The sequence below is a fragment of the Mesorhizobium sp. M0664 genome, assembly GCF_040320565.1.
GTDB lineage: Bacteria > Pseudomonadota > Alphaproteobacteria > Rhizobiales > Rhizobiaceae > Mesorhizobium.
On sequence record NZ_JAMYPW010000002.1, the window covers coordinates 384,432 to 397,285 of the forward strand.

A 12,854-nucleotide genomic window follows, 5' to 3' on the forward strand; every position below is an offset into this window, starting at 1 on the left:
CTATTCTGCGATCACTGTCAGCGAAACGCCGGCACCATCCAGCGCGGCGCGCATCTGCGGCTGCGGCTCGCGGCCGGTGAAGACCGTGTCAAAGGCCTTGAGATCTGTCAGGAAGTGCAAGGCAGTGCGGCCGAATTTCCCATGATCGACCAGCAGATATTTGCGCGCTGCTGCGGCCATCATCAGCCGTTTGGTCTGGACCACTTCCTGATCCTGGTGAAAGGCAGAGGCACCATGGATGGCCGATGACGACAGGAACGCGACATCGGCGCGCAATGATTTCAGCGTGTCCTCGGCGAGCAGGCCGAAGAAGCCGTGAAACTTCTTGTTGTATTGGCCGCCGAGCGCAATCAGGTTGATGCCGGCAACGCCCGCCAAATCCTGGATGACGGCCAGATTGTTCGAGATCACCGTCAGCGGACGCAGATCGGCAAGATGCCGAGCAACGCCGCCCGCGGTTGAGCCATCGTCGATGATCACCGTCTGACCCGGTTCGATCATCGTCACGGCAGCGGCGGCGATGCGCTTCTTCTCGTCGCCGGCCAGCCGCTGGCGGTAGCGGAAATCGCTCTCGAAAAGGCTGCTCGGCTGGATCGAGGCGCCGCCGCGCACCTTGCGCAGGAAGCCGCTTTCCTCGAGCTCGTCGAGGTCGCGGTGGACAGTCATCTTTGACACGCCGAAGCGTGAGGCAAGATCGTCGACACTGGCGGTGCCGATGTCCATCAGAAAATCCATGATGCCTTGCCGGCGGCCGTCGCTCTTCATTTCCGCGGCATCCTTGTGCAATCCGGTTCCGAGATATAACAGCAAACGTCGCACAAGCCACCAAATTTTTGTGATAATGTTATATCTCTTTGGGATATCATGACGCTTCTGGTCGCGTCCTGTAACAAGAATTGCTGCCGGCCGAGCGCCCAGCGGTTGCGGTGCCGCGGAAATCCGGCCAGAAGCATCAGGGGCTCGTCGACAACCGAACGGCCCGCAAACACTGGCTCGAAACCGGATACGGGAGACTACTGAGTGGCTCGCATCACACTGAGACAATTGCTCGATCATGCCGCCGAATACGGCTATGGCGTGCCTGCCTTCAACATGAACAATATGGAACAGGGCCTCGCCATCATGGAGGCAGCCGAGGAGACCAAATCGCCGGTTATCCTGCAGGCGAGCCGCGGCGCACGAGCCTACGCCAATGATGTGGTGCTGGCCAAGCTGATCGAAGCGCTGGTCGAAATCCATCCCGATATCCCGGTCTGCATGCATCTCGACCATGGCAACAACGAAGCGACCTGCGTCACCGCGATCCAGCACGGCTTCACTTCGGTGATGATGGACGGATCGCTGAAGGAAGACGGCAAGACGCCGGCCGACTACGCCTATAATTCCGGCATCACCCACCGCGTCGTCGACATGGCGCATTGGGGCGGCGTCTCGGTGGAAGGCGAGATCGGCGTTCTCGGATCGCTGGAGATGGGCGGCGGCGAGCAGGAGGACGGCCATGGCGTCGAGGGCGTCATCAGCCACGACCAGCTGCTGACCGATCCCGTGCAGGCCGAACAGTTCGTCGGCGACACCCGTGTCGATGCGCTGGCAGTCGCCATGGGCACCAGCCACGGCGCCTACAAGTTCAGCCGCAAGCCGGACGGCGCTGTACTGGCCATGAACGTCATCGAGGAAATCCACCGCCGTCTGCCGAGTATGCATCTCGTCATGCACGGCTCGTCCTCGGTGCCGGAGGAGTTGCAGGAGATCATCAACAAATATGGCGGCCAGATGAAGCCGACATGGGGCGTGCCGGTCGAAGAGATCCAGCGCGGCATCAAGCACGGGGTGCGCAAGATCAATATCGATACCGACAACCGCATGGCGCTGACCGGCGCAATCCGCAAGGTGCTGACCGAGAACCCGAGCGAATTCGATCCGCGCAAATATCTGACGCCGGCAATGGCCGCGATGCGGAAGCTGTGCAAGGAGCGCTTCGAGCAATTCGGCACCGCCGGCAACGCACCGAAGATCAAGCCGCTGCCGCTGTCGGAAATGGCCAAGCGCTACAAGTCCGGAAGCCTCGATCCGAAATTTGGCTGACGTATTCCGGCTCTGAGCAGGAGCTGCCTCAGCTCCTGCTCATCCGATCATGCTCGCGGCAAGAGATCGGCCCGGCCGGTCTCGATAAAGGGTGCCCAGTAGTCGACCGACTCGCGGATCATGGCGATGACCTGGTGGTCGACGGGCTCGCGCTCGCGGAACGACAATTCGAGGCAGATCTCGTTGTCGACGCCGCCGCCACGGCGAACCGTCTCCAGCAGCTTTTCCGGCGTGATGCGGCCGTCCTTGTTATGAGCGGCAATGAACGGCCAGTGACCACCCTTGTTCATCGACGACTGCTTGACGTGGATGATCGGCGATTGCCTGGGAAAGGCTTCGGCCCAGGCATAAGGGTCGGTGTCCGCCGGATTGCTCGAGGTCACGTCGCCATGGTCGATGTCGACCATCATCTTGAGCGGGACGGCCATGCCGGCCGCTTCGATCTCGCGCTGCAGTGCCCGGCAGCTTTCGATCGTATGGCCGAATTCGCGGCCGACCGACATCGGCTCCCAGAACAGGTAGGTCAAGCCGGCTGCTTTGGCATGCTCGGCGACCTCGCGCCAGCATTCCAGCGCGATGTCGAAAAGCCGCGCGCGACGTTCAGGATTGTCGTAATCCCGGCGAGTGAAGATCGCGAATTGCGTGCCCATGCCTGCGGCGCCGAGCTCGGCCGAAACTTCTGAAAAGGTCTTGAACCAGTCGACGTAGTAGCGCCGCACGTCGGCATCGGGATGGCCGAAATGATTGAGCCGGCCGTAAGGGCCGGTCATCGCGGAGGTCACGCGCACACCGGTGCGGTCGAGCGCGGAGCGGAACAGGCGGACGAATTTGGCGATCGTCGCCGCCGGCCAGCCGGGATTGACGAATTCATGGGTGAGTTGGACGTCCCTGATACCGATCTGATAGGCGATCGCGTCGATCAGGTCGTCCGGCTCCGCAAAGCGGTTGACCAGCGGATTGGTGTTGAGCGAAAGCGTAAAGGCCATCAGCCGGCCTTTGCCAGCCGGCTCGAGCACCAGTCCTCGAAGGCGGTTCTTTCCGCGGCGGACAGATGCAGGCCGTGCTTGGTGCGCCTTTCGAGAATATCGGCGGCGGTCTCGGCCCATTCATGCTCGAACAGGTAATTGGCTTCGCGCTCGAAAAAATCCTTGCCGAAGCGCCGGCCCAGTTCGGCGAGCGAGGTGGCCGCGCCGACCAGATCGCGCGTCCTTGTGCCGAAGAGCCTGCCGTAATGCTTGACCAGCGATGCCGGCATCCAGGGAAATTCATGGCCGAGGTCGCCGAGGAACTGCTCGAAATCGGCATTGGCGATATCGCCGCCCGGCAGGTGCCCTTTCGAGGTCCACGGCTTGCCCATTTTCGGAAAGAACGGGGCGATACGGTCGAGCGCGTGCTCGGCCAATTTGCGGAAGGTGGTGATCTTGCCGCCGAAGACCGAAAGCAGCGGCGCCTGCCCAGCCGGTGCGTCGAGTTCGAATATGTAATCGCGGGTCACCGCGCTCGGATTGTCGGCATTGTCGTCATAGAGCGGCCTGACGCCGGAAAACGAGTAGACGACGTCGCTTCGTGCGAGCTGGCGCTTGAAGTAGCGATTGACTGCCTTGATCAGGTAATCGATCTCGCTCGCATCGGCGGTCACGTCCTCCGGCCGCCCTTCATAGGGAATGTCAGTGGTGCCGATCAGCGCCAGATCGTCCTGATAGGGATTGATGAAGATCACCCGCTTGTCGCTGTTCTGAACGAGATAGGCCTGCCGCCCTTCCCAGAATTTCGGCACAACGATGTGGCTGCCCTTGACCAGGCGCACGTTGCGCCTGGAATTCTGGCCGCCGACGCGGTTGATGACGTCGTTGACCCAGGGTCCGGCGGCGTTGATCAGCGCCCGTGCCCGGACTGTGGTCCTGACGCCGGTTCGACCGTCGCGCATCTCCACCGACCACAGGCCGTTTTCGCGGCGGGCAGCGGTGCAGGCAGTGCGGGTGAATATCCTGGCCCCACGCTCCGCGGCGTCGAGCGCATTGATGACGACCAGGCGGGCGTCGTCGACCCAGCAGTCGGAATATTCGAAGCCGCGCTTGAAGCTGTCCTTGATCGGCGCGCCTTCTGGCGCGGTGCGCAGGTCGAGCGTGCGGGTGGCCGGCAGTCGCTTGCGGCCGCCAAGATGGTCGTAGAGGAACAGGCCGAGCCGCACCAGCCAGGCCGGCCGATCATCGGGGCTGTGTGGCAGCACGAAGCGCATCGGCCAGATGATGTGCGGCGCGGATTCGAGCAGCACCTCGCGCTCGATCAGCGCCTCCCGCACCAGGCGGAACTCGTAATATTCGAGATAGCGCAAACCGCCATGAACGAGCTTTCCCGATCGCGAACTGGTGCCCTCGGCAAGATCGTCCTTTTCGCAAAGAATGACCGACAGACCCCGGCCCGCCGCATCGCGCGCGATTCCGGCGCCATTGACACCGCCGCCGATGACGAAGAGGTCGACGATTTCGGTTTCACCGTTCATCTCGCTCTATGCCCTGTCGTCAGCATGGATTGACCGGAGGCAGCCCGGCGATGTAGCGGCGCACTTCCTGGGCCGCCTGCTCGGCCGCGTAGGTCACGGTGCGTACCGACGCGCCGGCGATATGCGGCGTCAGCGTCACGTTCGGCAGTTGCAACAGCGGCCAGTCGGCAGGCACCGGCTCGATGGCGAACGTCTCCAGCATAGCGCTGCCGATCTGCCCCGAGACGAGCGCATCGTAGAGCGCATCGTAGTCGACCAGCGGTCCGCGCGCGGTATTGACGAAGATTACGCCGGGTTTCATCCGGGCGATGGCGTTCTTGCCGATCAGGCCGCGCGTCTCCTCGGTGACCCGGGAATGCAGCGTGACCACATCGGAGCGCGACAGCAGATCGTCCAGCGCAACCAGTTCGACGCCGGCATTGCGGTCCTCGGCGCTCAATTGCACATAGGGATCGCAAACCAAGATGCGGCAGCCGAAGGCGCGCAGCAGGCGAACCAGCCTGGTGCCGATATTGCCGTAGCCGATGACGCCGACGGTCATTTCGTTGAGCTCGCGGCCGGTGCGATCGGCGCGGTAGAGATCGCCGCGCCATTCGCCCTTGCGCAAGGCTTCGTGACCGACGCGGATCAGCCGCGTTTCAGCGAGAATGGCGCCGATGGTGAACTCGGCCACGGCGCTGGCGTTGCGGCCGGGCACATTGACCACGGTGATGCCGTGGGCCTTGGCGGCGGCCATGTCGATGTTGATCGGTCCGCCGCGCGAGACCGCAACCAGCTTGAGCGTGGGCAGGCGCTGCATCATGCTTTCGGAGAGCGGCGCAAGCTGGGTGACGAAGATTTCGGCGTCGCCGATGAAATCCACCACCTCGTCGGGATCGCCGAAATACTCCTTGACCTTGTCCAGACCAAGCGCGGCATTGCCGAATTGCATCGGCTCGTCGGGCCAAGCGGTCTCAATGCTGCGGATGTCGAGATTGTCGCCGCAGGCCGCCTCGATTTTCTCGCGAAACACTTCCGGAAGCATGAAGCGGTCGCCGATGATCGCAATTTTCTTGGGCATGCTCTTCTCAATTCACGTCGGTTTGCCTGGACGCGGCCATCGAGCGCCAGACCGGCCGCAGCGCCTCATGCGCCAATGTGTAGGACGGAGCCATCGCCTCATAGGCAGCGGCAAGTTTCCGATCGCTGGGTTCGGCCGTACGGAGCAAAGGCGTGACCCATTCGCTGACGCAATCGTCCATCGATGCGTATTGGCCGACGCAGACCGCAGCAATCATTGCGGCGCCCGCAGCACCGGCCTCCTCGCGCTCGCTGGTGCGAATGTCGGCGCCGACCGCAGCACCCAGGATCTTGCGCAGAGCCGGGCTCCTGGCCGCTCCGCCGGTCAGGCGGATTTCCTTGGGCAGGGGCCCCATGGCGGCGTAGCAATCGCGCGCCGCGAAAGCCAGCCCCTCGAACACCGCGCGGACTATGTCGGCATAGCCGTGCCTGGACGAAATGCCGATGAAGCCGGCCCTGGCATTGGCATCGACGAACGGCCCGCGCTCGCCGGCCTCCGAGACATAGGGCTGGTAGAGCAGCGCGCCTGGCTCGGACGACGATATCCACTGGTCGACCAGCGCGATCATCTCGCCATTGGTCCGCGTAATACCTTGCGAGGCGAGAATGCCGGAGGCGAGGCCAAGGACCCAGTCGATATTGAGCGTTGCCGCCATGTTCGACTGCATCTGCGCAAAGACGCCGGGTGCCGGCATCGTCATCGTGTAGCCGGTTGCAGCCTCGTTGAGCAGAACCTGGTCCGGCGTTTCGGCAAGCCGCATATGCATTCCGGTGGAGCCGATGATCGAGCATCCCGGCTTGCGTTCGCGATCGAACAGGCCGGCGCCGAGCGCCGTGCAGGCGACATCGACATAGGCCAGAACGACCGGTGTGCCGGCGAGCAGGCCGGTCGCATCGGCTGCTGCCGCCGACAGCGAGGTGCTTTGCCTGGTGCCATCGACGATGGGCGGCAACAGATGCCGGAGATCGGTGACGCCGAGTACCTCGAGCACATCATCGCAATAGCCGCGCGTGCGGAAGTCGCCGAAGGTGAAGGTGCCCTCGGACGGGTCGGTGGCGCGGTGGCCGGTCAGCTTGAAATAGAGCCAGTCCTTGCAGTGGAACGCGGTCGCTGCATTGGCAAGCATCGCGGGCATGTGGCGCTTCATGAACACGAACTGCGATCCCTGCTGGCAGGCAGCGAGCCCGCTGCCGGTCTTTTCGAAGCGCAGCCGGTCCTCCGGCCGCGCGCGGATCTCCTCGACGACCGCGGCAGCGCGCGCGTCGAGCCACAGCCAGCCCTTGGCAACCGGCTCGCCATCCTTGTCGATCAGCCAGGTACCGTCGCCCTGCCCGGTCACGGCGATGGCAATGGTCCGGCTGGCGAGATCCGGCACCTTGTCGGCAAGCTCGCACAAGGTCGTCGCGGTATCGGCCCAGGTGCGTGTCAGGTCCTGCTCGGCGCCGCCGCCCGGCAGTGTCTCGTATTTATTGGGCAGCGCGGCGGACGCGATCTGCCTGCCCGCCGTGTCAAAGGCGACGGATTTTATGACAGACGTGCCGGCGTCGATGCCGATCAGCACATCCTGCATCAAGCCAGCTCCGTGCCGTGCGAAATGGCATTGCCGCTCGCCTGATCGAAGACGTGAAGGTTTTTCGGATCGATGCTGATCTTGATCGGCGCGCCAAGCTCCAAGCGGGTTCGGTCATGTTCGACCAGGACCAGCGAACCGCCGGCGAAATCGGCGGCGATATGGGTCTGGTCGCCGAGCCATTGATTGGCCGAAACCGTCGCCGGCACACCATCTTTCGAGCGGCGGACCGCATAGGGCCTGACGCCGATGACGACGCGCTGCCGGTTGAGCAATTCGTCGCGAACCGGGCCGCTGAACGCATCCTTGTCGTATTCGAGCGAAAGCCCGTCGGGCAGCTTGAGACTGATCTTGCCGGCAGCTGTGCCGACATAGGCCTCGAAGACATTCATCGGCGGCTCGCCAACGAAGGTGCCGGTGAACAGGTTTGCCGGCCGCTCCTTGAGCCTGTCAGGCGTATCGAACTGCTGCAGCACGCCGCCCTCCATGACAGCGATGCGATCGGCCAGAGCATTGGCCTCGGTCTGGTCGTGGGTGACAAGGATCGCGGTCAGGCCACGCTCCTTGATGAAATGCTTGATGCGGCCGCGCAGCACGGCGCGAAGCTGCGGCTCGAGCTGGCCCATCGGCTCGTCCAGCAGATGCAGGTCGGCCTCGCGGATCAGCGCCCGGCCGAGGCTGGCGCGCTGCTGCTGGCCGCCGGAGATCGAGCTCGGATAGCGCTCGAGAATGTCCTCGATCTCGAGCAGCTTGGCGATGTTGGCAACCTTTGCATCGACCGCACTCTTCGCCAGCCTGGCGGCCTTGAGGGCGAAGGCCATGTTCTCGCGCACGGTCAGCGGCGGGTAGAGCGAATAGCCCTCGAAGGCCATTGCGACGTTGCGCCTGACCGGCGGCAACGTGTGCACCTTGCGGCCGGCAACCGAGATGCTACCCCGCGAGACCTCTTCGAAGCCTGCGATCATGCGCAATGTCGAGGTCTTGCCGCAGCCGGACGAGCCGAGCAGCGCCACGATCTCGCCCTTGACGATTTCCATCGTCAGGTTCTTGACGGCGTGTACGCCACGGTCGATCGGACCGTAGAACTTGTCGACGCCCGAAATGGTGATTGCGGTCGGGCTCATGCCGCTTCTCCGCTACGCAAATTGACGACGTTTTTCGAGCCGATGCGCTCGCCGCTTGTGCGATCGAACAAAAGGGCGCTTTTACTGTCGACGGCAATGTAGACCTTGCCCTCGGATTGGCCCGGTGTCCCGGAAGGACGCGAAACCAGAATTTCACGGCCGCGCACGGTGCGCACCAGCGTGACGATCTTCTCGTTGAGCGGCGTCTCAGCCTCGACCGTCACCGGGATGGCGCCGAGCGTGCGTTCATCGACAAACGCCAGCGCCTCCGGCCGCAAACCGATCACGCAGTCGCGGGCGACCGCCGCCTCATGAGCGCCGGCAAGATGGACCTGGACGTTGGACAGGCCGACATAGATGCCCTTGGCGTCCCGCGCCGGCTTGACGTCCAGAAGGTTGATGGTCGGGTCGCCGAACAGCCGGGCAATCTCGACATTGGCCGGCTCGCGATAGATCTGCTCGGGCGTGCCGAGCTGTTTGACGACGCCCTGCGACATCACCGCGATGCGGTCGCCGAGCGCCATCGCTTCCTTGTAGTCCTGGGTGACGTAGATAACGGTCGCGCCACGATCCGCCAGCAGTCTTGGCAGTTCCAGCCGCATTTCGAAGCGCAATTTGGCATCGACGTTGCGCAAGGGATCATCGAGCAGCAGCAGCGGCGGCGAGCCGACCAGGGCGCGGGCAAGCGCGGTGCGTTGCTTCTGGCCATTGGACAGCGCCCGCGGCTTGTGGCTGAGCACATGGCCGATTTTCAACAGCTTGGCGACGCTCTCGACGCCGGTCTTTATCGTGCCTTGCGATGAGTGCTTCGCCTGCAGCGGCGTCGCAATGTTATCGAACGCCGTCATATGCGGGAACAGCGCGAAGTTCTGAAATGCCATGCCGACGCCGCGGAACTCGGCGTCGAGATCGGTCATGTCCTCGCCGCCGATGAGTATCTTTCCCTCGTCGGGGTCGATCACGCCGGCCACCAGCCGCAGCAGCACGGTCTTGCCGGCGCCGGACGGCCCGAACAGGACCAGCGTTTCGCCGTCGGCGACGGTCAGCGACAGATTGTCGAGAACAGTCTGGCTTTTATAGCGCTTGACGATGTTTCGCAGTTCGAGGCTTGCCATCGGACTATCCTTTCACCGCGCCAAGCGACAGGCCTTCGACGAGATAGCGTTGCGCATAGAGCGCGAGCGCCAGCGTTGGCGTGATCGACAGCACGATCGCCGCCGAGATCTGGCCATACTGGATGCCCGAGGAGGTGATGAAGGCGAGCGCGCCGACCGTCACCGGCTGCTTGTCGGCCGAGGCGAGCACCAGCGCAAAAACGAAATTGTTCCAGGCAAAGATGAACGCGAGCAGACCGGCAGCGGCAATGCCTGGGCCGGCGAGCGGCAGCGCGATCTTGCGGAAGGTGGCAAACCAGGAATGTCCGGCAATGCGGTAGGCGTATTCGATGTCGGCGGGAATGTCCTCGAAATAGCCGCGCACGATCCACAGGATCAACGGCAGGCAGATCAACTGATAGACCCAGATCAGCCCGATATAGGTGTTGGCCAGCCCGAGCTTCTGGAAATAGAGGGTGAGCGGCAGGAGCACCAGCAGCGCCGGCGCAAACCGGAACGACAGCAGCGTAAAGGCAATGTCCTCCGAGCCGCGGAATTTGTGCCGCGCAAAGGCGTAGGCCGCCGGAACGCCGAGCAGCAACGCGACGGCAACCGAGGTGACCGACAGGAAGACGGAATTCCAGAGGTTGCGCATGAAGGCGATGTCGAGCGTGCCGGCCGCCGTCATCAGCTTGCCGGTGATCAAGGCAGTGTAGTTGGCGAGCGTCGGCTCGAAGACAAGCTGCGGCGGAATCCGCAGGATTGTCTCGTTGGTCTGGAACGACATCATCAGAATCCAGACGATCGGGAACATGAAGAAGATCACGACCAGCGCCAGGGCAATGCCGCGCAGGATGCGTTCGAGAAGCGAGGTGTGTTCCACGCCAGCCTCCTATGCCTGGCCGCGGGCGCGTTCGCGCAGCCGCAGCCAGTTCTTGATGAAAATGTTCGAGAGGAAATAGGTGATCGCCCACAGGATGATCATCAGTGCCGCCGAGCGGCCGACATTGGTCGACTGGAAGAAATTGAGATACGCCTCGACCTGGAACACGGTCAGTGTGTCGCCCGGACCGCCCTGCGTCATGGCGTAAATGATGTCGAACTGCTGGATGGAATCAAGCAGGCGGAACAGGGTCGCCGTCAGGATGTAGGGGGTCAGCATCGGCAGTGTGATGCGGAAGAAGACGAAGCTGCGTGGCACGCCGTCGAGTGCTGCCGCCTCGAAGGGCTGCGTCGGCAGGCTGCGCAGACCTGCAAGCAGCAGGATCATGATGAAGGGCGTGTAGACCCAAATGTCGACGAGCACGACGGTGAGCAGCGCCGTCGACGGAGACGAGGCCCAGCGGAAATCCTGCAACCCGATCAGGCTGGCGAGATAGCTGAGCACGCCGAAACCGGGATTGGTCATCAGCTTCCACATCAGCGCGGCGAGCGCCGGCGCCGTCATCAGCGGCATCAGCAGCATGATCGAGATGAAGTTGTTCAGCGTCGAGCGCTTTTGCAGCAGCATGGCGATGCCGAGACCGAGAAGCAGTTCAAGCACAACGGTGATGCCGGCGTAGAGCAGCGAGATCTCCAGCGTGTTCCAGAACTTCGGGTCGGTGAAGAAGGAGATATAGTTGTCGCCCCAGTTGAACTGCCGCGCCCAGGGTTGGCTCAACCGGTAGCGCTGGAACGAATAGACCACCGACGTCAGGAACGGGATCAGGATGCCGATGCAGACCAGCAGAGCCGGCAGGCTGAGGAGATAGGGCAGCACCCGCTTGCTGATCCTGAAGCCCGACGGCCTGTTTCTTTGTATTGTCGCCGCAGTCATCGGCTGCTCCGTCATCCTGTTGCTTCGCCGTCCCGGCCGCCCAAGGGAGCAAGGCGGCCGGTCGGGCGAGCAGGCGGCACCTTTCGGGACCGCGTCGCAAACGTATCACATCTCAAAGGCTGGCCCGCGGACGGGCCAGCCTTGGCCGCGGCTTAGCCAAGCCCGGCTTCCTTGAGCTGGCTGTTGATGCTCTCGGCCAGCTTGTCGAGGCCCTCGTCGACCGGCACTTCCTTGGCCACCATCTTCTGCAGCGTCGCCGCCCATTCGGTGGTGAGATCAAAGAACAGCGGCTGCGGGGTGAACTTGATGCTGGCGCCCGGCGCCGAGACGTCGAACATCTCGACATAACCCGGATAGCTCTTGTTCAGCTTCTCGCGGAACATCTCGTCGTTCCAGACCGACTGACGAACCGGATTGACGAAGTCCATCTTGGTCGCACCGAACAATGCATGCTCGGGTCCGGATGCCCATTGCATGAAGTACCAGGTGGCGTCCTTGTCCTTGGAGAAGTTGGACATCGACAGCGACCAGATCCAGATATTGGGCGTCGGCGCCTTGGCGGCAGGATTGGCCTTGAATGCCGAAAAGGCGAGCTTGCCGGCCATCTTGTTGTCGCCGCCATTCATGAAGTAGCCAAGGATGTCGGCGTCGTAAATCATCGCCGAAGCACCTGCACCGAGATCGGTGCCGACCTGGTACCAAGTGTAGGTCGACCAGTCCTTCGGGCCGCTCTCCTGGATCATCTGGACCCACTGCTTGTGGAAAGCCTTGGATTCGGCGGTGCTCATCGCGGCCGACAGCTTGCCGTCAGCCGAGACGTTCAGGTCCTTCTGGTCGAAATTGGCGTAAGCCGACAGGAATCCCGGGTGGATCGTCGCCCAAGAGCGCGAGCCGCGCACGCCGATGCCGTAGACGCCACCGCCGACGTCCTTGGTGAGCTTCGCCGCCGTAGCGACCATCTCATCCATATTGCCGGGAACGCTGACGCCGACCTTGTCGAACATGCCCTTGTTGTAGGTGATGTTGTTCTGCTCGAAGCCCCACGGAATGCACCATTGCTTGGCGTCCGCCGAACCGAGGGCGCCGCCCGGCTGGCCGTTCCAGGCGCAGGAGTTCTTGACGCCGGGCAGGAAGTCGTCCCAGGCATATTTCGGGTTGGTCTTGGCCGGATCCTTGATCCATTCGTTGAGGTCGGTGATCCAGCCGGCCGGACCGTAGGTCCAGGTCATGTAGGCGCCGGTCATGAAGGCATCGTATTCGGGCGAGCTGGCCGACAGCGCGGCGGTAACCTTGTCGAAATAGACGTCTTCGGGGAACACGTCATAGACGACTTCCATGCCGGTCAGCTTCTTGAAATTGTCGAGGTTGGCGATCATCGCATCGGCGTAAGGATGCTTGTTGAGCAACAGCTTGATGGTTTTGCCCTTATGCGCCTGCCAGTCGAAATCAGCCGCCAGGGCGCGGGTCTGCCCGAAATTGAGCAGTGTGCCGGCGGTGCTGGCGGCAAGGCCCATTGCACCGAGGCCCTTGATCAGCCCACGGCGGTCGACTTGTCCACGCAGGAATGCGTCGATGAGGTCTTTCTCTTTCTCATGCATTTCT

General features: G+C 62.9%; 11 protein-coding genes. 1 reads left to right on the plus strand and 10 read right to left on the minus strand.

Annotated features, from left to right (window positions below; all coding sequences use genetic code 11):
• Positions 1 to 765 carry a DeoR/GlpR family DNA-binding transcription regulator gene (locus NKI39_RS04570; protein ID WP_023676017.1) on the minus strand — a complete coding sequence of 255 codons (765 nt, stop codon included), beginning with the start codon at positions 763 to 765 and terminating at the stop codon, positions 1 to 3.
• Positions 766 to 1,020: 255 nt separating this feature from the next.
• Here NKI39_RS04570 and fba point away from each other — a divergent pair, with 255 nt between their 5' ends.
• Positions 1,021 to 2,085 (plus strand): class II fructose-bisphosphate aldolase, encoded by a 1,065-nt coding sequence (gene fba, locus NKI39_RS04575; protein WP_352830836.1) that lies wholly within the window; start codon positions 1,021 to 1,023, stop codon positions 2,083 to 2,085.
• A gap of 47 nt (positions 2,086 to 2,132) precedes the next feature.
• On the opposite strand, the gene NKI39_RS04580 is transcribed toward fba, so the two are convergent.
• From NKI39_RS04580 to NKI39_RS04620, 9 genes are all read right to left on the minus strand, one after another.
• Positions 2,133 to 3,071 carry a sugar phosphate isomerase/epimerase family protein gene (locus NKI39_RS04580; RefSeq protein ID WP_352830938.1) on the minus strand — a complete coding sequence of 313 codons (939 nt, stop codon included), beginning with the start codon at positions 3,069 to 3,071 and terminating at the stop codon, positions 2,133 to 2,135.
• Positions 3,071 to 4,588 (minus strand): glycerol-3-phosphate dehydrogenase, encoded by a 1,518-nt coding sequence (locus NKI39_RS04585; RefSeq protein ID WP_352542233.1) that lies wholly within the window; start codon positions 4,586 to 4,588, stop codon positions 3,071 to 3,073. The genes NKI39_RS04580 and NKI39_RS04585 overlap by 1 nt, the downstream gene beginning before the upstream one ends.
• Before the next feature lie 19 nt (positions 4,589 to 4,607).
• A complete protein-coding gene (locus NKI39_RS04590; protein WP_352502998.1) occupies positions 4,608 to 5,648 on the minus strand; it encodes a 2-hydroxyacid dehydrogenase in 1,041 nt (346 codons plus the stop codon).
• Between the two features lie 7 nt (positions 5,649 to 5,655).
• The gene (locus NKI39_RS04595; RefSeq protein ID WP_352472265.1) at positions 5,656 to 7,218 is read right to left on the minus strand and encodes an FGGY-family carbohydrate kinase; all 1,563 of its coding nucleotides are present in this window, start codon (positions 7,216 to 7,218) and stop codon (positions 5,656 to 5,658) included.
• Entirely contained in the window at positions 7,218 to 8,342 is a 1,125-nt protein-coding gene (locus NKI39_RS04600; protein ID WP_352502997.1) for an ABC transporter ATP-binding protein, read from the minus strand. The genes NKI39_RS04595 and NKI39_RS04600 overlap by 1 nt, the downstream gene beginning before the upstream one ends.
• A complete protein-coding gene (locus tag NKI39_RS04605; protein WP_352830838.1) occupies positions 8,339 to 9,457 on the minus strand; it encodes an ABC transporter ATP-binding protein in 1,119 nt (372 codons plus the stop codon). Before NKI39_RS04605 ends, NKI39_RS04600 begins: the two co-directional genes overlap by 4 nt.
• Positions 9,458 to 9,461: 4 nt before the next feature.
• A complete protein-coding gene (locus tag NKI39_RS04610; RefSeq protein ID WP_023676025.1) occupies positions 9,462 to 10,319 on the minus strand; it encodes a carbohydrate ABC transporter permease in 858 nt (285 codons plus the stop codon).
• Positions 10,320 to 10,328: 9 nt separating this feature from the next.
• On the minus strand, positions 10,329 to 11,252 hold the full coding sequence (locus NKI39_RS04615; RefSeq protein WP_352452414.1) for a carbohydrate ABC transporter permease: 924 nt from the start codon (positions 11,250 to 11,252) through the stop codon (positions 10,329 to 10,331).
• A 152-nt stretch (positions 11,253 to 11,404) separates the two neighbouring features.
• A complete protein-coding gene (locus tag NKI39_RS04620) occupies positions 11,405 to 12,850 on the minus strand; it encodes an ABC transporter substrate-binding protein (protein ID WP_352455241.1) in 1,446 nt (481 codons plus the stop codon).
• Positions 12,851 to 12,854 lie beyond the last annotated feature (4 nt).

Coding starts and splice junctions, on each gene's coding strand:
- NKI39_RS04570 (WP_023676017.1), bottom strand. CDS start 765: ATGAAGAGCGACGGCCGCCGGCAAGGCATCATGGATTTTCTGATGGAC.
- NKI39_RS04580 (WP_352830938.1), bottom strand. CDS start 3,071: ATGGCCTTTACGCTTTCGCTCAACACCAATCCGCTGGTCAACCGCTTT.
- NKI39_RS04585 (WP_352542233.1), bottom strand. CDS start 4,588: ATGAACGGTGAAACCGAAATCGTCGACCTCTTCGTCATCGGCGGCGGT.
- NKI39_RS04590 (WP_352502998.1), bottom strand. CDS start 5,648: ATGCCCAAGAAAATTGCGATCATCGGCGACCGCTTCATGCTTCCGGAA.
- NKI39_RS04595 (WP_352472265.1), bottom strand. CDS start 7,218: ATGCAGGATGTGCTGATCGGCATCGACGCCGGCACGTCTGTCATAAAA.
- NKI39_RS04600 (WP_352502997.1), bottom strand. CDS start 8,342: ATGAGCCCGACCGCAATCACCATTTCGGGCGTCGACAAGTTCTACGGT.
- NKI39_RS04605 (WP_352830838.1), bottom strand. CDS start 9,457: ATGGCAAGCCTCGAACTGCGAAACATCGTCAAGCGCTATAAAAGCCAG.
- NKI39_RS04615 (WP_352452414.1), bottom strand. CDS start 11,252: ATGACTGCGGCGACAATACAAAGAAACAGGCCGTCGGGCTTCAGGATC.
- NKI39_RS04620 (WP_352455241.1), bottom strand. CDS start 12,850: ATGCATGAGAAAGAGAAAGACCTCATCGACGCATTCCTGCGTGGACAA.